This is a genomic window from Microbacterium sp. AISO3 (genome assembly GCF_002204305.1).
Lineage (GTDB): Bacteria > Actinomycetota > Actinomycetes > Actinomycetales > Microbacteriaceae > Microbacterium > Microbacterium arborescens.
Window position 1 is genome coordinate 184,315 of record NZ_NHRF01000007.1, and the last position, 21,478, is coordinate 205,792.

18 protein-coding genes are annotated in these 21,478 nt (G+C 71.1%); 10 read left to right on the plus strand and 8 right to left on the minus strand.

Features of this window, described 5'->3' with window-relative positions; genetic code table 11:
- The 9 genes from CBF90_RS12000 (at window position 1) to CBF90_RS12040 (ending at window position 10,893) form a co-directional block, all read left to right on the plus strand.
- A complete protein-coding gene (locus CBF90_RS12000; protein WP_023952618.1) occupies window positions 1-921 on the plus strand; it encodes an ABC transporter permease in 921 nt (306 codons plus the stop codon).
- 1 nt (window position 922) lies between these two features.
- Window positions 923-1,966 carry an ABC transporter ATP-binding protein gene (locus CBF90_RS12005; protein ID WP_064956299.1) on the plus strand — a complete coding sequence of 348 codons (1,044 nt, stop codon included), beginning with the start codon at window positions 923-925 and terminating at the stop codon, window positions 1,964-1,966.
- Window positions 1,963-3,060, plus strand: coding sequence for an ABC transporter ATP-binding protein (locus CBF90_RS12010; RefSeq protein WP_023952614.1), 1,098 nt, complete (start codon window positions 1,963-1,965; stop codon window positions 3,058-3,060). Before CBF90_RS12005 ends, CBF90_RS12010 begins: the two co-directional genes overlap by 4 nt.
- Window positions 3,057-4,103, plus strand: a complete 1,047-nt coding sequence (locus tag CBF90_RS12015; RefSeq protein WP_197690581.1) for a LacI family DNA-binding transcriptional regulator — start codon at window positions 3,057-3,059, stop codon at window positions 4,101-4,103. The genes CBF90_RS12010 and CBF90_RS12015 overlap by 4 nt, the downstream gene beginning before the upstream one ends.
- Window positions 4,100-5,722, plus strand: coding sequence for an FAD-dependent oxidoreductase (locus tag CBF90_RS12020; RefSeq protein ID WP_064956297.1), 1,623 nt, complete (start codon window positions 4,100-4,102; stop codon window positions 5,720-5,722). Before CBF90_RS12015 ends, CBF90_RS12020 begins: the two co-directional genes overlap by 4 nt.
- 58 nt (window positions 5,723-5,780) lie before the next feature.
- Window positions 5,781-7,274, plus strand: a complete 1,494-nt coding sequence (locus CBF90_RS12025; protein ID WP_141097158.1) for a cellulase family glycosylhydrolase — start codon at window positions 5,781-5,783, stop codon at window positions 7,272-7,274.
- 186 nt (window positions 7,275-7,460) lie between these two features.
- The gene (locus CBF90_RS12030; RefSeq protein WP_023952606.1) at window positions 7,461-9,125 is read left to right on the plus strand and encodes a circularly permuted type 2 ATP-grasp protein; all 1,665 of its coding nucleotides are present in this window, start codon (window positions 7,461-7,463) and stop codon (window positions 9,123-9,125) included.
- Window positions 9,119-10,051 (plus strand): alpha-E domain-containing protein, encoded by a 933-nt coding sequence (locus tag CBF90_RS12035; protein WP_023952605.1) that lies wholly within the window; start codon window positions 9,119-9,121, stop codon window positions 10,049-10,051. The genes CBF90_RS12030 and CBF90_RS12035 overlap by 7 nt, the downstream gene beginning before the upstream one ends.
- On the plus strand, window positions 10,048-10,893 hold the full coding sequence (locus CBF90_RS12040; protein WP_088380698.1) for a transglutaminase family protein: 846 nt from the start codon (window positions 10,048-10,050) through the stop codon (window positions 10,891-10,893). Before CBF90_RS12035 ends, CBF90_RS12040 begins: the two co-directional genes overlap by 4 nt.
- On the opposite strand, the gene CBF90_RS12045 is transcribed toward CBF90_RS12040, so the two are convergent.
- The 8 genes from CBF90_RS12045 to CBF90_RS12080 form a co-directional block, all read right to left on the minus strand.
- Window positions 10,877-12,487 carry an MFS transporter gene (locus CBF90_RS12045; protein WP_088380699.1) on the minus strand — a complete coding sequence of 537 codons (1,611 nt, stop codon included), beginning with the start codon at window positions 12,485-12,487 and terminating at the stop codon, window positions 10,877-10,879. The two genes, CBF90_RS12040 and CBF90_RS12045, sit on opposite strands and share 17 nt — an antisense overlap.
- Window positions 12,488-12,591: 104 nt before the next feature.
- Window positions 12,592-12,813 (minus strand): hypothetical protein, encoded by a 222-nt coding sequence (locus CBF90_RS12050; protein WP_036304685.1) that lies wholly within the window; start codon window positions 12,811-12,813, stop codon window positions 12,592-12,594.
- Window positions 12,814-12,982: 169 nt separating this feature from the next.
- Window positions 12,983-14,401, minus strand: coding sequence for a rhamnulokinase family protein (locus CBF90_RS12055; RefSeq protein WP_242435668.1), 1,419 nt, complete (start codon window positions 14,399-14,401; stop codon window positions 12,983-12,985).
- Window positions 14,402-14,507: 106 nt separating this feature from the next.
- The gene (locus CBF90_RS12060) at window positions 14,508-16,544 is read right to left on the minus strand and encodes a bifunctional aldolase/short-chain dehydrogenase (RefSeq protein ID WP_088380701.1); all 2,037 of its coding nucleotides are present in this window, start codon (window positions 16,542-16,544) and stop codon (window positions 14,508-14,510) included.
- 29 nt (window positions 16,545-16,573) lie between these two features.
- Window positions 16,574-17,434 carry an alpha/beta hydrolase fold domain-containing protein gene (locus CBF90_RS12065; protein WP_242435669.1) on the minus strand — a complete coding sequence of 287 codons (861 nt, stop codon included), beginning with the start codon at window positions 17,432-17,434 and terminating at the stop codon, window positions 16,574-16,576.
- Window positions 17,431-18,747 (minus strand): MFS transporter, encoded by a 1,317-nt coding sequence (locus tag CBF90_RS12070; RefSeq protein WP_197690582.1) that lies wholly within the window; start codon window positions 18,745-18,747, stop codon window positions 17,431-17,433. The genes CBF90_RS12065 and CBF90_RS12070 overlap by 4 nt, the downstream gene beginning before the upstream one ends.
- The gene (rhaI, locus tag CBF90_RS12075) at window positions 18,744-19,910 is read right to left on the minus strand and encodes an L-rhamnose isomerase (RefSeq protein WP_023952589.1); all 1,167 of its coding nucleotides are present in this window, start codon (window positions 19,908-19,910) and stop codon (window positions 18,744-18,746) included. Before rhaI ends, CBF90_RS12070 begins: the two co-directional genes overlap by 4 nt.
- Window positions 19,907-20,332, minus strand: a complete 426-nt coding sequence (locus CBF90_RS12080) for an L-rhamnose mutarotase (protein WP_023952587.1) — start codon at window positions 20,330-20,332, stop codon at window positions 19,907-19,909. The genes rhaI and CBF90_RS12080 overlap by 4 nt, the downstream gene beginning before the upstream one ends.
- 125 nt (window positions 20,333-20,457) lie before the next feature.
- Between CBF90_RS12080 and CBF90_RS12085 the strand changes: the two genes are divergently transcribed.
- Window positions 20,458-21,462, plus strand: coding sequence for a LacI family DNA-binding transcriptional regulator (locus tag CBF90_RS12085; RefSeq protein WP_023952585.1), 1,005 nt, complete (start codon window positions 20,458-20,460; stop codon window positions 21,460-21,462).
- The last annotated feature ends 16 nt before the right edge of the window (window positions 21,463-21,478 follow it).

The following is a 21,478-nucleotide window of genomic DNA, read 5'->3' on the forward strand; positions in this document are numbered from 1 at the left end:
ATGCGTGCCTCCCTGCTCCGCAACGGCAAGGTGCTTTTCGGAGTCGTCGTGCTGGCGTTCTTCGTGCTGCTCGCGCTGCTGGGCCCCGTGCTGCTGTCGGCGCTCGGCCTCGACGCCCGCGCCAACGACATCTCGGCGATCGCCGCCCCGCCGAGCGCGGCGCATCCGCTGGGTACGACCCAGTTCGGTCAGGACGTGCTCGCGCAGGTCATCGAAGGCGCTCGGGGCTCGATGTTCGTGGGCTTCCTCGGGGCGGCCATCGGCACCGCGATCGCGATCGTCGTCGGTGTGCCGGCGGGCTACTTCGGCGGCACGACGGGCAACCTGCTGAACTTCCTCACCAACATCTTCCTCGTCATGCCGGTGCTGCCGCTGATCTTCGTCGTGGCCGGCTACCTGCAGGGCACGGGCCTGGTCATGATCGCGATCATCATCGGCGTGTTCGGCTGGGCCGGCGGGGCGCGGACGCTCCGTGCACAGGCCATGAGCGTGCGCAACCGCGACTTCGTCCAGGCCATGCGGATGCTGGGCGAGCCCCACCGCCGCCTCATCTTCGTCGAGGTGCTGCCGCACCTCTACGGCTGGATCGCGTCGATGTTCCTCGGCGGCCTCATCGGCGCCGTCATGGCCGAGGCCGGGCTCGCCTTCCTCGGGGTCTCGGACTCGTCGGCGATCAGCTGGGGCACCATGATCCAGGCCGCGCAGCAGCAGAGCGCGGTGCTGCGCGGGCTCTGGTGGTGGTTCGTGCCGCCGGGCCTGTGCATCGCTCTGGTCGGCACGGCCGCCGCGCTCATCAACTTCGGCGTGGACGAGCTCGCCAACCCCAAGCTGCGGGCGGCGAGCCGGCGCGTCGCGAAGCGCACCGCCTCGGTGCGCCGGGAGGCCGCCGTGCTCGAGACGACCGGTGCAGAGAGGGCATGACATGACGATGATCCAGGAGAGACGACCGGACGCGCCCTCGGATGCCGCGGGCTCGGACGTGCTGCTCGAGGTGCGGGGGCTCACGGTCGAGTACGCCGGAGCGACGGGCGCGGTGCGCGCGTGCGCCGATGTCACCTTCGACCTGCAGCGCGGCGAGATCCTCGGTGTCGTGGGGGAGTCGGGATCGGGCAAGTCGACGCTCATCACGGCGCTCACGCGGTTGCAGCGGCCGCCGGCTGTCACGACGGCGGGAAGCGTGGTCTACCACCCTGGCGAGGGCGGAGCGGGGATCGATCTCGTCCAGCTCAGCCCGCGGCGGCTGCGGGGGCTCCGCTGGACGCGACTGTCGATCGTGCTGCAGAGCGCGATGGACGCGCTCAACCCGGTCACCCGAGTCGGCGAGCAGTTCGTCGACGTGCTGCGCACCCACGACCGCTCGATGAGCCGGGCCGCGGCGTGGGAGGAGGCGCGGCGGCTGCTCGGACTCGTCGGCATCTCGGCCGACCGTGCGCGGAGCTTCCCGCACGAGCTGTCGGGCGGGATGCGGCAGCGTGCGACCATCGCGCTGGCCCTCGCGTGCCGACCCGAGCTCGTCGTCATGGATGAGCCGACGACGGCGGTCGATGTCGTGATGCAGCGGCAGATCCTCGCCCAGGTGCTGCGGTTGCGGCGCGAGCTCGGGTTCGCCGTCGTGTTCGTCACGCACGACCTGTCGCTGCTGCTCGAGCTCGCCGACCGCATCGCCGTCATGTACGCCGGCCGCATCGTCGAGCTCGCGGCGTCGCGCGAGATCTACCGCTCGCCGCTGCATCCGTACACGCAGGGGCTGCGTGATTCGTTCCCGCCGTTGCACGCGCCGATCCAACGGCTCGAGGGCATCCCGGGAACGCCGCCCGATCTGCGTCTGCTCCCCGCGGGCTGCCCGTTCGCGCCCCGGTGCCCCCACGCGTTCGACCGATGCCGGTCGGAACTGCCGCAGCTCACCCCGCACGGCGAACGGTCCGTCGCCTGCCACCTGCGCGAACCCGAGGAGGTCGGCTCATGAATGAGACCACGACGATCGAGCCCCCGATCGAGCCCGCGCCCGTGCTCGAGGCCGTCGGCGTCACCAAGCACTTCACCGTCACCTCGGGGCTCGGCGCCAAGGCGACCGTGCACGCGGTCGAGGACATCACGCTCCGGCTCGTCCCCGGCCGGGTCACGGCCGTCGTCGGCGAGAGCGGGAGCGGCAAGACGACGCTCGCGCGGCTGCTCGCGCGCTTCTACGAACCCACCTCGGGCACCGTCCGCCTCGAGGGGCGACCCGTCGAGCGGCCGACCGGTCAGGAAGAGCTCGCGTACCGGAAGGCGGTGCAGCTGATCTTCCAAGACCCCTTCGGGTCGCTCAACCCGCTGCACCGCGTACGGCACAACATCGACAGGGCGATCCGCCTGCATCACCGCGGGCTCTCGCGCGCACAGCGACTCGGCCGCGCGCGCGAGCTGCTGGAACGCGTCGCGCTGACCCCGGCCGACGACTACCTCGAGAAGTTCCCGCATGAGCTGTCGGGCGGTCAGCGCCAGCGCGTGGTGATCGCGCGGGCGCTCGCCGTCGAGCCTCGTGTCCTCCTCGGCGACGAACCGATCTCGATGCTCGACGTCTCGATCCGGCTGGAGATGCTGAATCTGCTCGACCGGCTTCGTCGCGAGGACGGTCTCGCCCTGCTGTACATCACCCACGACATCGCGAGCGCTCGCTACCTCTGCGATGACATCGTGGTGATGTACGCGGGCCGCATCGTCGAGATGGGGCCGAAGGAGGCGGTGATCGCCGATCCGCAGCATCCGTATACGAAGCTGCTCATCGAGTCGTCGCCCGACCCGCAGGGCGACCCCGACCGCGATCGTGACGCCGTCTTCGGATCGGCCGACGACCTGGGCGAGCCGCCGAGCCTGATCGACCCGCCGAGCGGATGCCGCTTCCACCCGCGGTGCCCGTTCGCGATGGAGCAGTGCCGGACGACGCGTCCGCCGCGGATCGCCGTGGGGCCCGACCATGGCGCAGACTGCTGGCTGCACGACGTCGGTCGCGGGCACGAGCTCGCCGGTTCATCGATGACGCAGCTCGTCTCCCGCACCCTGACCGAGGAGGTCCCGTGACCACGCCCGCCGCGCGCCCGCGCTCCATCCGCCAGTCCGACGTGGCCCGCCTCGCCGGGGTGTCGCAGTCGGCGGTGTCACGCGTGATCAGCGGCGACGCCGCGCGGATCCCCGACGAGACCCGGCGGCGCATCCACGAGGCGATCGCCGAGCTCGGCTACGTGCCCAACCCCGTCGCACGCAATCTCCGCGGCTCACGCACGCAACTGCTCGGAGTGCACACGTTCGAGCCGCTCTTCCCGAACGCCCGCGAGGGCTTCTACGTCGAGTTCCTGCTCGGCATCGAGCAGCGCGCCGAGGAGACGGGCCACGACCTCGTGCTGTTCAGCTCGACGGGCGACGGTGCCGGCGGACGGCGGATCTACCGCGACGAGACGAACCGGTTGCGCATCGCCGACGGCAGCGTCCTCCTGGGCGTCTCGCCCGACCGCGACGAGCTCGCCAAGCTCTGGCGCGAGGGATACCCCTTCATCCACATCGGTCGTCGCGATGTGCCGGGCGCCGACATCCCGTGCATCATCCCCGATTACCGCGCAGCGGCATCCGAGATCGTCGGACGCCTGCACGAGCTCGGGCATCGCGACCTCGTCTATCTGCGCGATTCCATCGACGTCGAACCCTACGAGGACCGCCGCGCCGGGTACGCCGAGGCGGTCACTCGTCTCGGCATCGCCGACGCATCGCCCGGGTACCGCGAGGGCCGGGCGGGTGTGCCCGACGAGGTCGTCGACGCTCTCGCGAGTGGCCTGTGCACCGCCGCCGTCGCCGAGAGCGAGCGCGTCGCCGCCGAGCTGCGCACCCGGCTGACGGAGCGCGGCGTCGACATCCCCGGCGACGTCTCGGTCGCCGTCCTCGAGGACACCAGCGCCGGGGACGTGCGATGGGACGACCTCCGCATCCCGCGCCAGGAGATCGGGCGCATGGCCGTCGACCGCCTCATCGAGATGGTGGACGATCCGGATGCCGCCCGCGAGAGCACGTTCGTCGCGTGCGAGGTGGTCGCCGGCGCCACGGTCGCCCGCGTTAAGGAGGAACGAGGATGACCGAGCCGATCGACCTGCTGATCATCGGAGGCGGCGTCGGCGGGGTGGCCGCGGCCATCACCGCGACCCGCCTCGGCCTGCGGGTCGTGATGACCGAGGAATCGGGCAGACTCGGGGGGCAGCTGACCTCCCAGGCCGTGCCGCCCGACGAGCACGCCTGGATCGAGCAGCCGACGACGTCGCCGAGCTACGCCGAGTTCCGGAGGCGTGTGCGCGACTACTATCGCCGCAACTACCCCGTGACCGCGGAGGCGGCGGCCGAGCAGGTCTTCAACCCGGGACGCGGCATCGTCAGCCGGCTCTGCCACGAGCCTCGTGTGGCCGACGCGGTCATCGACGAAATGCTCGCGCCGTGGCTCGCGACCGGGAGACTGCGGATCCTGCGAGACCACGAGCCGGTCGCCGTCGAGGTCGTGGGCGACCGGATCGAGGCTGTCGTCGTCCGCGGCAGCACGGGGGAGGAGATCGTGCTGACGGCCCCGATCGTCGTGGATGCCACCGAGCTCGGCGACCTGCTCGAGCTGGCTCGAGTCGAACACGTCATCGGAGCCGAGGGGGCCGACGACACCGGCGAGCTGCACGCCCCGGCCGTCGCCGATCCGATGGATCAGCAGGCGGTGTCGTGGTGCTTCGCGATCGAGCACCGCGAGGGCGAGGACCACGTCGGCGACCGACCCGCGCGCTACGAGCACTGGCGGACGCACGTCGATGCGTTCTGGCCGGGGCCGCAGCTGTCGTGGACCGACATCGAACCGATCGGCCTGCACGAACGCACACGGCCGCTCTTCCAGGAGATCGACACCCCCGAGGTGCCCTTCGATCTGTGGCGGTACCGTCGTGTGCTCGCCGCCGCGAACTTCACCGGCGGGATCTCCGACGTCACGCTCGTGAACTGGCCGCAGATCGACTACTGGGAGGCACCGCTCCTCGGGGTCGACGCCGCAGCGGCCGATCGGGCCCGCGCGGCGAGCCGCGAGCTGTCGGAGTCGTTCCTGTACTGGATGCAGACCGAGGCGCCCCGTCACGACGGCGGCACCGGATATCCGGGTCTCCGCCTGCGCGGCGACGTCACCGGCACCGCCGACGGATACGCCGACCGCGTCTACATCCGCGAGGCGCGACGCGCGGTGACCGAGTTCCGCGTGCTCGAGCAGCACGTCGGGGTGCAGGCCCGCGGTGCGGGGGTGGGGAGCGCCGTGTTCGACGACAGCGTCGGGCTCGGGCACTACCGCATCGACCTGCATCCCTCGACGGCGGGTCGCACGTACGTCGACATCGAGTCGTACCCGTTCCAGATCCCGCTGGGCGCGCTGCTGCCGGTGCGCGTGGACAATCTGCTGCCGGCCGCGAAGAACATCGGCTCGACCCACATCACCAACGGCTGCTACCGGCTGCATCCGGTCGAATGGAGCATCGGCGAGGCCGTCGCCGCACTCGCCGCCGTCGCGCTCGCCGAACGCGTGCCGCCGCGCGCCGTTCGGGCGCAGCCGCGACTGCTCGACGACCTGCGCCGGGTGCTGACGGGCCGGCTCGGCATCACGCTGCGCTGGCCGGAAGAGGTGCGCACGCACCACTGGAAGCCGCGGGAACGAACCCGCCACATCGTCCCGTCGCGCTGACGCGCCGGGATCGTGCGCCGGCGACGAGGCCGGCGCACGTGTCAGGAAGGACGGATCCATGCCCCCTCTCTCCCACCGGCCCCATCCCGCCGCGCGCCGGCGCGGACGCTTGCGGCGACGTTTCGGCGCCGCCGTCTCGGCGGTCGCGCTCATCGCCGGCCTCGCGTGGGCCGCACCCACCGCGGCCGTCGCCGACGGGTCGCTCCCGGCCCTGTCGACCCAGGGCAACCGCGTCGTCGACGCCACCGGCGCCGATGTCGCCCTGCGCGGGGTGTCGGTGCTCGCCCCCGAGCAGAACGACCTCTGCGACTACTGCGATTCGCGTCCGACCTCCGAGATGATCGATCTCGCGGCGGCCTGGGGATCGAAGGTGGTGCGCCTGCCGGTCACCGAGATCTCGGCGACCACCGACCTCGCCGCCTACGACGCCGAGTACATCGCGCCGTACGTGCAGCAGGCCGTCGACCTCGGCATCTACCTGATCATCGACCTGCACCTCGTCCGCGACTACGGCGACGGGGCGGGCGCAGTGCCGCGCTCGACGGTCGAGCGCTTCTGGGACTACATCGCCCCGCAGTACGGCGATGTGACCAACGTCGTCTTCGAGGTCTTCAACGAGCCCATCAACCCCGCGAGCTGGTCGACGTGGAAGGCCTACATCCAGCCCGTCGTCGACGGCATCCGGGAGACCGCGCCCGACACCCTGCTGCTGATGGGCTCGCCCCAGTGGAGCACGTTCGTCAACGGCGCGGTGACCGACCCGATCGCCGGCGGCAACATCGCCTACGTCTTCCACATCTACCCCAACCAGGGGGCACCGACGACGGCGCTGCTCGACAGCAAGTTCGGCAACGCCGCACAGCAGATTCCCGTCGTCATCACCGAGTTCGGGTGGAATCCGCCCGGGGAGTTCTCCGACAGCATCACGGCGGGGACCACGACGAACTGGGGCGTGCCGTTCCGCACCTACCTCGACGCGCGCCCGTGGATCGGGTGGCAGGCATGGATCCTCGACAACTTCTGGAAGCCGCAGATGTTCGACTACGACTGGAACATCCTCGGCGGCGAGCACCAGGGGCAGTTCGTCAAGGACTGGCTGGGCGGCCTGCCCAACGTCTCGCCGTGCGCCTCGCACGACGGCCTCGGGGCCGCGGTCACGGTGTCATCGACGTACTCCGCGGCGTTCCCCGGCTCGCGCCTCGTCGACGGCGACTGCACCGACGCCGGCCGGTGGCTCTCGGCGGTGGGCGATGCGACGCCGACGGCGACGATCGAGCTGGCCGCGCCGCAGCGGGTGAGCTCGCTCGGCGTCTACAGCGGGTTCGGCGGCGGGGCCGGAACCGGCGTCGTGCTGGTCGACTTCACGGTCGAGGTCCGCACCGCAGCGGGATGGCAGCAGGTCGCCGCCATCACCGGCAACACGCAGGCGGCGCGCGAGGTCGCGATCGGGGTCGACGGCGTCGAAGCGGTGCGCCTGGTGATCACGAACCCCTCGGCTTCGACCACCGAGGCCAAGATCGCCCGCGTCTACGAGCTCGCCGTGCGCGGCTGATCTCGCCTCGTCGCGATACAGCTGCAGGACCGGTGGGGCTGGTGTCAACGCCCGCCGGCGGCGGGACGACACCAGCCCCACCGGTCCGACGGATGTATCGCCGAACCTGCGCGCCGGATGTCAACCCGGCGAGCGAAACGAACCGGGAAATACTGACGCAACACAGCCCGGATTAGGCTCGCATCCATGGGTGACCTCTTCGACGGATACGGCTCGACGCTGACGCCGCGCAAGACCGTGACGGGGGTGCCGCCGTACGACGAGATGTTCGAGGTCTCGGGCACTCTGCCCGCTCCGGGCAGCTCGCGTGCGGCATACCGCGAGCTCTACCAGGCGCTCGCGCAGATGACCCAGGAGGAGCTCCGGGGACGCACCGAGTCGCTCGCGAGCTCGTACCTCGCGCAGGGCGTCACGTTCGACTTCGCGGGAGAGGAGCGGCCCTTCCCGCTGGATGCCGTTCCCCGCGTCATCGACTACGACGAGTGGTCGCACGTCGAGTCGGGCGTGAAGCAGCGCGTGCGCGCCCTCGAGGCCTTCCTCGACGACGCGTACGGCCACCAGTTCTGCGTCCGCGACGGTGTGCTGCCGGCGAAGCTCATCGCCTCCTCGCAGTACTACTACCGTCAGGCGGCCGGCATCCGCTCCGCCAACGGCGTGCGCATCCAGGTCTCCGGCATCGACCTCATCCGTGACGAGCACGGCGAGATGCGGGTTCTCGAAGACAACGTGCGCGTGCCCTCGGGGGTCAGCTACGTCATCTCGAACCGCCGGGTGATGGCCCAGACCCTGCCGGAGCTGTTCGTCTCGATGCGGGTGCGCCCCGTGGGCGACTACCCCAACAAGCTGCTGCAGGCGCTGCGCGCCTCGGCCCCTCCCGGAGTCGACGACCCCAACGTCGTCGTGCTCACCCCGGGCGTCTACAACTCCGCGTACTTCGAGCACACGCTGCTCGCGCGTCTCATGGGCGTCGAGCTCGTCGAGGGCCGCGACCTGGTCTGCTCGGGCGGCAAGGTGTTCATGCGCACGACGCGCGGCCCGCAGCGCGTCGACGTCATCTACCGTCGGGTCGACGACGACTTCCTCGACCCGCTGCAGTTCCGTGCCGACTCGATGCTCGGCGCTCCGGGGCTCATGCTCGCGGCGCGCCTGGGCAACGTCACGATCGCCAACGCGGTGGGCAACGGCGTCGCGGACGACAAGCTGCTGTACACCTACGTCCCCGACCTCATCCGGTACTACCTCGCGGAGGAGCCCATCCTCAAGAACGTCGACACCTGGCGCCTCGAAGACCCGGGCGCGCTCGAGGAGGTGCTCGACCGCCTCGACGAGCTCGTCGTGAAGCCGGTCGACGGCTCGGGCGGCAAGGGGCTCGTGGTGGGGCCCGACGCCTCACCCGCCGAACTCGAGAAGCTCCGCAAGAAGCTGCTCGCCGACCCGCGCGGCTGGATCGCGCAGCCCGTCGTCATGCTCTCGACGATCCCGACGCTCGTCGAGGACGGCATGCGTCCCCGCCACGCCGACCTCCGCCCGTTCGCGGTCAACAACGGCGAGGAGGTGTGGGTGCTGCCGGGCGGCCTCACCCGCGTCGCGCTGCCGGAGGGCCAGCTCGTCGTCAACTCCAGCCAGGGCGGCGGATCGAAGGACACGTGGGTCGTCGGAGGCGATGCGCCCCGGACGGCCGAGTACAGCCAGGGCAACCTCGCCGGGCTCGTGGCCGACCAGGCGTCGACGCAGGCGATCCCGATCATCTACGACGAGCAGGACGAGCCGGCCCATTCGCCGCAGGACCATCCCGGCGGCCTGAGCGAGCAGCAGGAGCAGCAGCAGCAGACCGGGGGTGCGACGTGCTGAGCCGCATCGCCGAGAGCCTCTTCTGGATCGGACGCTACATCGAGCGGAGCGACGGCACCGCCCGCATCCTCGATGTGCACCTGCAGCTGCTGCTCGAGGACCCGTGGATCGACGAGGACACCGCCTGCCGGTCGCTCCTGTCGGTCATGGGGTCGTTCCCGCCCGAGGGCCTCGATACAGTGACCCGTCAGGACGTGCTGACCCGGCTCGCGGTCGACCGCACCAACCCGTCCAGCATCGCCTACTCGCTGCAGTCGGCTCGCGAGAACGCCCGCCGCGCGCGAGAGATCGTCTCGACCGAGCTGTGGGAGACCCTCAACACGACCTACTCCCGGATGCCGCGGCGGCTCAACGCCGAGAAGGTGCACGAGTTCTTCCACTGGGTGCGCGAGCGCGCGGCGCTGGCCGTCGGCGTCACCGACTCGTCGACGAGCCGCGACGAGGCCTGGCAGTTCTTCACGCTCGGCCGCTCGATCGAGCGCACCGACATGACGGCGCGGCTGCTCGCGACCCGGTCGCTGACCGAGGAGTCCGGCCCGTCGTGGACGACGATCCTCCGCTCCTGCGGCGCGTACGAGGCGTACCTGCGCACCTACCGCGGCATGCCGAGCGCGCGCAACGCCGCGGAGTTCCTGCTGCTCGATCGGCTCTTCCCGCGCTCGATCATCCACTCGATCCAGCGCGCCGAGGAATGCATGAGTGCGATCGACCCGGTCGCCGACCGCGTGGGCCACTCCAATGCGGTGCTCCGCGCGCTCGGCCGCATCCGCAACGACCTCGAGTACCGGCCGCTGGGCGAGATCCTGTCGGAGCTGCCCGAGCACATGGACAACGTGCAGAAGGTGACCCGCGAGGCCTCCGAGGCGATCCGGAGCCGTTTCTTCCCCACCGCGGCGGAACCGAACTGGATCGGAGAGACCTCGTGAAGCGTCTGCGCATCGAGCACACGACCGGGTTCACCTACCCCGGCGACGTCGCCGCGTCGTACAACGAGGCGCGGATGCTGCCGAGCTCGACCGACAGCCAGTTCGTGCTGAGCTCGCAGCTCGACATCGACCCGACGACGGCGGTCAACCACTACGTCGACTACTTCGGCACCCGGGTCGCGGCGTTCGACGTGCTGGCCGCCCACCGTTCGCTCGCGATCACGGCCCGCTCGCTCGTCGAGGTGCGGCCGCGCCCCATCGAGCACCGCCAGATCTCGTGGGAGGAGCTGGCCGCCGAGACCGAGCGCTCGATCCACACGGTCGAGCAGCTGGGGCAGACCGCCCGCACCGCGCCGCATCCGGAGGTCATGCAGCTCGCCCGCGAGATCGCGGCGTCTCACGACGAGCCGGGGCCGGCGGCGCACGCGATCGCGATCGCGATCGGGGACGCCGTGGAGTACATGACCGGCGTCACGGGAGTGCACTCGACGGCGGCGGAGTCGTGGCCCGAGCGCAAGGGCGTATGCCAGGACATCGCGCACATCACCCTCGGGGCGCTGCGCAGCGTCGGCATCCCCGCCCGCTACGTCTCGGGATACCTGCATCCCGATCCCGACGCGCAGGTCGGTGCGCCGGTGACGGGTGAGTCGCACGCCTGGATCGAGTGGTTCGCCGGCGACTGGCAGGGTTTCGATCCGACGAACAACGTCGAGATCAGCGACCGGCACGTGCTGGTCGGGCGCGGGCGCGACTACAACGACGTCCCGCCGCTGCGCGGCGTGTTCGCGGGGCCCTACAAGAGCGCCCTGCACGTCACGGTGACGATCACCCGCGAGGCGTGACCTCGGCGGCATCCGCTTCATCCGCCTCGCGGCGGGTGCCCCGGCCGAGGGATGCCGTCGCGGCGAGGCCCAGCACGAGGAATCCGGCCGCGGCGAAGCTCGCGGCGCGCGTGCCGTCGGAGAGGGCGGCTCTCGCGTCGGTCGCGATGTCGGCGGTCTGCGGTGAGGCCTCGAGGCCCGCGATCGCGCCGCCCGCGCTCTCGACGACGGCGCTGACGACCTCATCGCGCTGCTCGGGCGGGATGCCCCGATCGTCGAGTCGCGTCGCGAGGGCGCCGGAGGTCGTCGAGAACAGGATGGTTCCGAGGATCGCGATGCCGAGCGCGGCGCCGAGCTGACGGGCGGTCGACTGCGTGCCGGACGCCTGTCCTCCCTCGGCGACGGGGACGTCGGCGAGCACGACACCGGTCAGCTGCGCCGTGGCGAGGCCCACGCCGATGCCGTAGACGAACAGCGCGGGGATGAGCGGACCCCAGGTGGCATCCGGCCCGATGACGAGGGCGACGCCGGCGACGCCGACGATCTCGGCCGCGAGGCCCGCGCGCACCACCCACACCGGCGCGACCTTGCCCGACAGGGCGCCGGCCAGCCCGCTCGCGACGAACGAGCCCGCGGCGAGGGCGAGCAGCACGAGGCCCGTCTGGACCGCCTCGAAACCGAGCGCGAACTGCAGCCACAGGGGGAGGGCGAGGATGATGCCGAACTCGCCGAGCGCGACGACGAGAGCGGCGAGGTTTCCGTTGCGGAACGACGGGATGCCGAAGAGCCCGAACGCCAGCAGAGTGGGCTGGCCGGCACGGCGACGGTGCAGGCCCCAGGCGATGAAGGCCGCGATCGCGAGGGCCGAGACCGCGAACGCGATCGGGACGGGCGAGAGGTCGCCGGGCCACGACGCGCCGAAGAGCTCGGGACGCTGGTCGACGGTCCACCAGCCGTAGGTACGTCCCTCGATGAGGCCGAAGACGAGGGTTCCCATGGCGATGACCGACAGGACGGCTCCGACGACGTCGATCCGCGTCGCGCCGCCGCGCGACTCGTCGACCGTGAGCAGGACGCCCACAACGATGAGGATGCCGAGCGGGATGTTGATGCCGAAGGCCCAGTGCCACGAGAACGTCGTCGTCAGCCAGCCGCCGAGCAGCGGTCCGACCGCGGCCATGCCGCCGATGGTCGAACCCCAGACGGCGAAGGCGATGCCGCGCTCGCGGCCGCGGAAGGTCGCGTTCAGCAGCCACAGCGTGGTCGGCAGGATCATCGCGCCGCCGACGCCCTGCACGAAACGGGCGAGGATGAGCAGGTCGCCGGTCGACGCGAGCACCGCGCCCACGGAGGCGAGCGCGAAGACGACGACGCCGGTCAGCAGCATCCTGCGGCGGCCGACCCGATCGGCGATGCTGCCGAAGACGAGCAGCAGTGAGGCGAATACGAGGGTGTACGCCTCCTGCACCCACTGCACCTGGGTCGAGGTGATGCCGAGGTCGTCGACGATCGAGGGGACGGCGACGTTGACGATCGTCGAGTCCACGATGATGAGTGCGACGGCGATGCTGATGAAGACGAGTCCCGCCCACCGGCGGCGTGCCGAAGTTTCCATGATTGCTAGAATAGCTAGCAAAATTGCGGGCACAAGGCGTGGTTCGCGCAACGCGAAAACGGCCGGTCCCGCGGGGAACCGGCCGTCTCGATCGAGCCCGTGGATCAGGCGGGCGGGTCGCCCGGGTCGAGCGTCTTCAGCATGTCCTCCTCGGCGGCGTTGTCGGCCGTGAGCTCGTCCTCGGTGGTCTCATCGCCACCGCGGGGTGCGTCGTCGGTGATCGACTGCTCGGCGCTGGGATCGTCGAGGTGACGGTCGCCTGTGGGCTCTTCGGACGGGATCGCGCTGTCTCCGGCGCCGCCGGCCGGGTTGTCGTGGCTGCTCATGGGCGCGACGTTACGCTCGCCGTCGCCGCGCGCGGCACCCCTTGACACGCGATCCGGCCGTGGTGCCGATACACCCGTCGGATCGGCGTGACGGGAGTGGTGACGGCCTCCGCCTGAGGCCACTCCCGCACCGCCGGTCCGACGAATGTATCGCCGCCAGGCGCTGGGGCTAGGCGCGGGGCTCGTAGCGACGCGGTGCGTGCGTGCGGGCGACGAGATCGCGGAGCGCCTCGAGCGAGCCCGACACGAACCCCGCGGCGCGGGCCTGCACCAGCACGTTGCCGAGCGCCGTCGCCTCGACGGGGCCGGCGAGAACCGGCATTCCGGCGCGATCGGCCGTGCGCTGGCACAGCAGCTCGTTGAGCGCTCCGCCTCCGACGACGTGGATCGTCCGGACGTCGACGCGGCCGAGGCGAGCGGCGTCGGCCACGGCATCGGCGAACGCCTGCGCAAGCGACTCGACGATCGACCGGGTGTACTCGGCGCGCGTGCGCGGCGGTGCGACATCGTGCTCGGCGCACCACGCGTCGATGCGGGAGGTCATCTCGCCGGGGGCGAGGAAACGCGGGTCGTTGACGTCGAAGACGACGCCATCCGCTTCGCGTGCGGCGTCGAGCAGCGTCGGCAGGTCGATCCGGTGCCCCTCGTGCCGTTCCCACTGACGGACGGCCTCGCTCAGCACCCACAGGCCCATGACGTTGTGCAGCAGGCGGATGCGGCCGTCGACGCCGCCCTCGTTCGTGAAGTTCGCCTCGAGCGCGGCGCGGCTGAGCACGAGGTGGTCGACCTCGACGCCGACGAGGCCCCACGTGCCGCAGGAGATGTAGGCCGCGGCATCCGGCTGCATCGGCACGGCGACGACGGCCGAGGCGGTGTCGTGCGAGCCGACGGCGGTGACGGGCGTGCCCTCGGGTGCTCCGATCGACGCCGCGACGTGCGCCCGCAGCGGGCCGAGTCGATCACCCGGTGCGATGAGCGGGGGGAGGATGCCGCGGGGGATGCCGAGCGCCGAGACGAGGGCGCCGTCCCATGAGGCCTGCAGCACCCGCAGGAGTCCGGTCGTCGACGCGTTGGTCTGCTCGGCGCGGGCCTCGCCGGTCAGCCAGTACCCGACGAGGTCGGGTACGAGGAGGGCGGTGTCGGCGAACGCGAGCACCTCCGGGTCTTCGGCGGCGAGCTGGTACAGCGTGTTGAACGGCAGGAACTGCAGGCCGTTGCGCTCGAAGAGCTCGGCGTGCGGAAAGCGGGCGTGCACGCTCTCGACCCCGCGCGCGGTGCGCTCGTCGCGGTAGTGGAACGGTTCGCCCAGCATCCGCCCGCCGCGCAGCAGCCCGTAGTCGACAGCCCACGAGTCGACGCCGATCGAGGCGAGGCCGGGGGTCGTGCGGAACGCGTCGCGCAGCCCTCCCAGCACCGCGCCGTACATGCCCACGAGGTTCCAGTGCAGGCCGTCGCCCGCGTGCACCGGGTCGTTGGCGAATCGCGCGACCGTCTCGGTCTCGAGCGTGTCTGCCCCCACATGCCCCACGATGACCCGCCCACTGGTGGCCCCGAGATCCACCGCCGCCACATTCCCCGACACGCTCACGCGCGGCATCCTTCCCTCGAGTGCACGGCCTGCCGCCGAGTGCACGACTTCGGAGCGTGCGGATGCCGTGCACTCGGCGCGAAGCCGTGCATTCGAGTGCCCGCGTTCATCGGAGGAACGCGGCGGCGACGCCGGAGTCCACGGGGATGTGCAGGCCGGTCGTGCGCGAGAGCTCGGGGCCGGTGAGGACGTAGACCGCGTCGGCGACGTTCTCGGGCACCACCTCGCGCTTGAGGATCGTGCGGTTGGCGTAGAACTGGCCGAGGTCCTCCTCGTTGACGCCGTAGGTGGCGGCGCGGTTGGCGCCCCAGCCGGAGGCGAAGATGCCCGAGCCGCGCACGACACCGTCGGGGTTGATGCCGTTCACGCGCACGCCGTGCTCGCCGAGCTCGACCGCCAGCAGCCGCACCTGGTGGGCCTGGTCGGCCTTCGTCGCCGAGTACGCGATGTTGTTGGGACCTGCGAAGACGGAGTTCTTCGACGAGATGTAGATGACGTCGCCGCCCATCCTCTGCTCGATGAGTGCCTTCGCTGCCGCCTTGGAGACGAGGAACGACCCCTTCGCCATGACGTCGTGCTGCAGGTCCCAGTCCTTCTCGGTGGTCTCCAGCAGCGGCTTCGACAGCGACAGCCCGGCGTTGTTGACGACGAGGTCGATGCCCCCGAACGCCAGCAGCGTCGCGTCGATCGCGGCCTGCACGCCGTCCGCGTCCGCGACGTTGGCCGCGACGCCGATCGCGACGTCGGTGCCGCCGAGCTCGGCGGCGGCAGCCTTCGCCTTCTCGAGGTCGAGGTCGGCGACGACGATGCACGCGCCCTCGGCCGCGAGCCGGGTGGCGATGGCCTTGCCGATGCCGGATGCCGCACCCGTGACGAACGCGATGCGCCCCTGGTGGGTCTTGGGCTTGGGCATCCGCTGGAGCTTGGCCTCTTCGAGGGCCCAGTACTCGATGCGGAACTTCTCGGCGTCCGAGATCGGCGCGTACGTCGAGAGGGCCTCGGCGCCGCGCATGACGTTGATCGCGTTGACGTAGAACTCACCGGCGACGCGCGCGGTCTGCTTGTTCGCGCCGTACGAGAACATCCCCACACCCGGAACCAGCACGATGAGCGGGTCGGCGCCGCGGATCGCCGGCGAGTCCGCGTCGGCGTGGGCGTCGTAGTACGCCTGGTAGTCGGCGCGGTACTCGGCGTGCAGCTCGTGCAGACGGGCGATCTGCTCCTCGGCCGTTGCCGTCGCGGGAACGTCGAGGATGAGGGGCTTGACCTTCGTGCGCAGGAAGTGGTCGGGGCAGCTCGTGCCCAGAGCGGCGAGAGCGGGCGCCTTCTCGGATGCCAGGAAGTCGAGCACGACGTCGGCGTCGGTGTAGTGGCCGACCATCGGCTTGTCGGTCGAGGCGATGCCGCGGATCGTGGGGGCGAGGGCGGCGGCGCGGGCGCGGCGCTCGGTCTCGGGCAGCGCCTGGAACCCGGCGCGCACGCCGCCGAAGGGCTCTGCCGCGCCGTGCTCGTCGATGTAGGCCTGCGCGGTCTCGATGATCCAGAGGCTGTTCGCCTCGGCCTCATCCGAGGTGTCGCCCCACGCCGTGATGCCGTGCCCGCCGAGGATGCACCCGATCGCCTGCGGGTTCTGCTTCTTGATCTCGGCGATGTCGAGGCCGAGCTGGAAGCCGGGCCGCCGCCACGGCACCCAGACCACCTTCTCGCCGAAGATCTTCGCCGTCAGCTCCTCGCCGTCGGCGGCGGTCGCGATGGCGATGCCGGCGTCGGGATGCAGGTGGTCGACGTGCGCGGCATCCACCAGTCCGTGCATCGCCGTGTCGATCGAGGGGGCCGCCCCGCCCTTGCCGTGAAGGCAGTAGTCGAATGCGGCGACCATCTCGTCCTCGCGCTCGACCCCGGGGTAGACGTTCACCAGTGCCCGCATCCGGTCGAGGCGCAGCACCGCGAGCCCCGACTCGGTCAGGGTGCCGAGGTCGCCGCCGGAGCCTTTGACCCAGAGCAGCTCGACGGGCTCACCGGTGACGGGGTCGATGTCGGTGCCCTTGGCGGAGGTGTTGCCGCCGGCGTAGTTGGTGTTCTTCGGGTCGGAGCCCAGGCGGTTGCTGCGCGCGATGAGGTCGGCGGCTGCGGCGGAGGTCATGGCTTTCCTTCGGGGGTAGGGAGGGGAGGTCAGGATGCGGCGAGGCCGGCGAATCGCTGCGCGATGCGTGCCATCGAGGCGGCGAAGCCCGGGTGCTCGGGCCGGTTGAGGTGGCCGTGGTCGGTGCCCGGCTCGACGACGACTTCCACGTCGCCACCGGCCTCTCGCAGGGTCGCGGCGAACACGTCGCCCGAGACGCTCAGCTCGTCGATCTCGCTGTTGATCATGAGCGTCGGGGGGAACCCCCGCAGCTCGGTCGCCGACGCGAGGCCCGGGACAGCGGCGATCGGCGCGCCGATCACCGAACCGCCGAGGTAGTTCTCGTACATGTCACGGACGACGTCGGCTCCGAACCGGTCGTGCTCGGGGTGAGCGGCGAGGGCGGCACGCAGCGCCGGGCCGGGGGCCGGCTGCACGGCGAGCAGCGTGGGGTAGGCCAGCACGACGAGGCGGGGCAGGATGCCGTCCGCGCCGAGCAGGCGCAGGGTCGCGCCCGTCGCGAGGTTCGCGCCGGCGCTTGCCCCGCCGATCGCGAGACGCGTCACGCCGAGCTCCTCGGCGTGTGAGGTCGCCCACTCCCAGGCGCGCAGGACGTCGTCGGATGCCGCCGGGTAGCGGTTGCCGCTGCGGTCGTCCGTCTGCTGGTCGGCGCCGTCCCAGGTCGGCGGGACCGGGGCGAGGCGGTAGTCGACGGAGAAGACCGTCGTCCCCGCCGCGGCGAGCCCGCGGGCCACGGCATCCGCTTCCGGCATGTCGAGGTCGCCGAACGCGAACCCGCCGCCGTGCATCCAGACCAGTCCGGTGCCGTCGGGCTCGGTCGCGCGGTAGAGCCGGATGAGCCCGTCCGCCTCGGAGGTGGGGGAGGACGCGGCCGGGGCGGCGGCGCTCACCGGGCCACCCGCTCTTCCGCCGGCGTCGGGACGTGCCGGCCGTAGCGCTCGAGCTCGATGTCCTCGAGCGACTTGCCCTCGGTGTTCGGTGCCCAGATCGTGCCGATGAGCAGCGCCGCGACGAGCAGGCCGAGGATGATCACGCCCAGTCCGCCGAGTCCGAGTCCCGACAGCAGGACGGGGAAGACGAGGCTCAGGAGGCCGACCATGACGCGGGCGAGCATGAAGAGCACGCCCTGGGCGCTCGCGCGGTAACGGGTGGCGAACAGCTCGGCCGTCCACAGGCCGTAGAACGCCTGTGCCCCGACGCCGGCGGAGACACCCCATGCGACGGCGAAGAACAGCAGCGAGAACAGGCCCGGGGGAGCGTAGATCAGCACGGCCCACGCCACGACGCCGAGCGCCGCACCAGCGAGGTAGAGCCACTTGCGGCGCACCCGGTCGCCGAAGCGCATGAAGCCGAAGAAGGTCGCCGCGGCGGTGAGGCTCCAGACGAGCACCTGCAGCAGGTTCTGCTGCATCGGGTCGTGCAGGCCCGCGGCGTCGTAGACCCGCGGCTGGAAGATGCCGGCCTGGCCGGCGACGGTGTTCCAGAGGCCGTAGACGCCGATGAGGAAGGCGAGAGCGCCCCAGTTCTTCGGCTCTTTGAGCAGGCCGACGATGCCGGAGAAGAACGACGGGCGCTCGCCCGCGACGAGCGCGGCCTCGCGCTGGCTCTTCCACCGGCGCGACTCGGGGAGTCCGCGGCGCACCCACCACGTCACCGCGGCGATGACGAAGAGGTGGAAGAAGATCAGGCGCGAGCCGAGCAGGCCGAGCGGGCCGACGATGACGGCGAGGAGGAACCCGACCGCGGGGCCGATCGACCAGGCGAGCTGCGCCGTGCCCACGTGCGCGGCACGGTGCTCGTTGGGCGCCTCCTCGGCGATGTAGGTCCACGACGCGGGAACGCCCGCGCCGACGGCGATGCCCATGAGGATGACGCCGACGAGCAGAAGCGCGAGGTTCGGCGCGAACGTCACGGCGAGAGCGCCGAGCATGAACACGATCAGGTCGTAGGTGTAGATGAACTTCCGGCCCAGCCGGTCGCACAGCGGGCCGCCGATCGCGGCGCCGATCGCCGCGCCGAAGGCGTTGGCCGACAGGGCGGCGACGATGCCGACGACGCCGTCGTCGAAGCCGAAGGCCTCCTGCCACAGCGTCAGGCTCGTGGCGAGCGCGATGATCGCGCCGGCCTCGATGTAGTTCGACATGGCGACGGCGATGGTCGCCTTCCACGCGCTCAGGGGGCGCCGGGTGCGGGTCGTGCTCATGCGCCCCACCCCGCCTGGGTGCCGCCGACGCGGTCGGCTTCGATCTTCTCCTGATAGCCGGATGCCGCGTACGCGGCCATCGGGTCGGCGGGAAGCCCCCGCGACTCGCGCCACTCGGCCAGGGCCGGCCGCACGTCGGTGTAGAAGGCGTCCATGAACACCGCCTGCGCCCCGAGCACGTCGTTCGCGGTGCGGGCGGCGGCGAGGGCGTCGGCGTCGATGAGCAATGCGCGGGCGGTCATCTCCTGGACGTTGAGCACCGAGCGGATCTGCCCGGGGATCTTCGCCTCGATGTTGTGGCACTGGTCGAGCATGAAGACCACGTCGGGGTTGTCGAAGCCGCCGCCGCGCAGCACCTCGACGAGGATGCGGAACAGCTGGAACGGGTCGGCCGCGCCCACGATGAGGTCGTCGTCGGCGTAGAAGCGCGAGTTGAAGTCGAACGAGCCGAGCTTGCCGAGGCGCAGCAGCTGCATGACGATGAACTCGATGTTCGTGCCGGGGGCGTGGTGCCCGGTGTCGAGGCACACCATCGCGCGCTCGCCGAGGGCCGCCACCTGCACGTAGCTCGTCCCCCAGTCGGGGACGTCGGTGTGGTAGAACGACGGCTCGAAGAACTTGTACTCCAGCACGAGGCGCTGCTCGCCCGTGAGGCGGTCGTAGATCCGCTGCAGCGAGTCGGCCAGGCGGTCCTGGCGTGCGCGCATGTCGTTCTGCCCGGGGTAGTTCGACCCCTCGGCGAGCCAGATCTTCAGGTCGCGCGAGCCCGTGGCATCCATCACGTCGATGCACTCGAGGTGGTGGTCGATGGCCTTGCGGCGGATCGCGTCGTCCTCGTGGGTGAGGGCGCCGAACTTGTAGTCCTCGTCCTGGAACGTGTTGGAGTTGATCGTGCCGAGCGCGACGCCCAGATCCTCGGCGTGGCGGCGCAGGGCGCCGAAGTCGTCGACCTTGTCCCACGGGATGTGCAGGGCGACGGCGGGGGCGAGGCCCGTCACGCGGTTGACCTCGGCGGCATCCGCGATCTTCTCGAACGGATCGCGGGGCGTGCCGGCGGTGGGGAAGACCCGGAACCGGGTGCCGGAATTGCCGAACGCCCAGCTGGGCAGCTCGATGCCCTGGCGCTCGAGCAGGGCGAAATGGTCGGGGGAGAGGGTGCTCACGATGCGTCGTCGCTTTCGTCGGGGTTTTCGGTGGATGTCGTGGCGGCCGTGTCGGTGACGGCCGCGGCGGTGGTCGCCGCCGCGAGTTGGTCGTGCAGGTTGAAGACCTCGGTCAGGGGTGTGGCGGCCTGGTCAGGGCGGCCTTCGAGCCCGACGAAGAAGCGCGCCATCTCGGCCTCCCAGCGGGCGGCGACGGGCGACGCGGCGAGGTAGGCCTGAGCCGCTGCATCGTCGTCGACCTCGTAGTAGCCGATGAGTCGTCCGCCCTCGCCGAGGAACAGCGAGTAGTTGCGACGGCCGGATGCCGCGATCTCCGCCAGCATCTCGGGCCAGACAGGGGTATGCCGGGCGATGTACTCATCGAGCAGGTCCGGACGGATCTGCAACGAGAAGCAGACCCGGTGGGCAGATGCACTCGTCATCGAGGCTCCTTGGTGAGCGGTTGTGAATCGTTTCACGAGCGTAGCGGGTTGTTCGCGGGAGCACAAACGGCAAGCGCTTACCCACATCCTGCCGTTGCCGTCGTGCTCGCGCTACGGTGGTGTGCATGGCAGTGAGCGTGCGGGATGTCGCGGTCGCGGCATCCGTTTCGGTGGGGACCGTCTCGAACGTCCTCAACAACCCGACGCGCGTGTCGCCCGAGATGGTCGCGCGCGTGCAGCAGGCCATCGCCGATCTGGGATTCGTCCGCAACGATGCGGCGCGGCAGCTGCGGGCCGGGCGGAGCCGATCGATCGGTCTCGTGGTGCTCGACATCGGCAACCCGTTCTTCGCCGAGGTCGCACGGGGCGCGGAGGAGCGTGCGGCCGAGAGCGGCATGGCGGTGCTGCTCAGCACGAGCGACGAGAAGCCCGAGCGCGAGTCGGCGTACCTCGACCTCTTCCGCGAGCAGCGTGTCAACGGCGTGCTCGTGACTCCCGCAAGCGATGACCTCGAACGGCTGCGCGGGCTGCAGGCGGCGGGTGTGCCCGTCGTCCTCGTCGACCGCGAGGTACCCGACGACGTCTTCGCCTCGGTCTCGGTCGACGACGTCGAGGGCGGCTACCTCGCCGTGTCGCATCTCTTGGCGCGCGGGCGCCGGCATATCGCTTTCGTCCGCGGGCCGGTGTCGATCCGTCAGGTCGCCGATCGTCTCGAGGGTGCGCGGCGTGCGGTGGCCGAGGTCGCCGACGCACGGCTGGAGGAGATCGCCGTGCCCGCCCTGTCGGTGCTGCACGGCCGCGCCGCCGGGGAGCAGCTGCGCGAGCGCCGCGGAGAGGACCGCGTCGATGCCGTGTTCGCCGCGAACGATCTGCTCGCCGTCGGCGTGCTGCAGGCCTTCGCGGTCCTCGGGCGCCTGAGGGTGCCCGAGGAGGTCGCCCTGATCGGCTACGACGACATCGACTTCGCGTCGGCCACCGTCGTGCCGCTCAGCTCGATCCGCCAGCCCGCGCACGAGATCGGATACCGCGCCGTCGACCTCCTGTTGCGCGGCCTCGACGATCCCGGCGGCGAGCACGAGCGCCGCGTGCGCTTCCGTCCCGAGCTCGTCGTCCGCGACTCCACCGCCTGACCCCCCGGTATCCCCC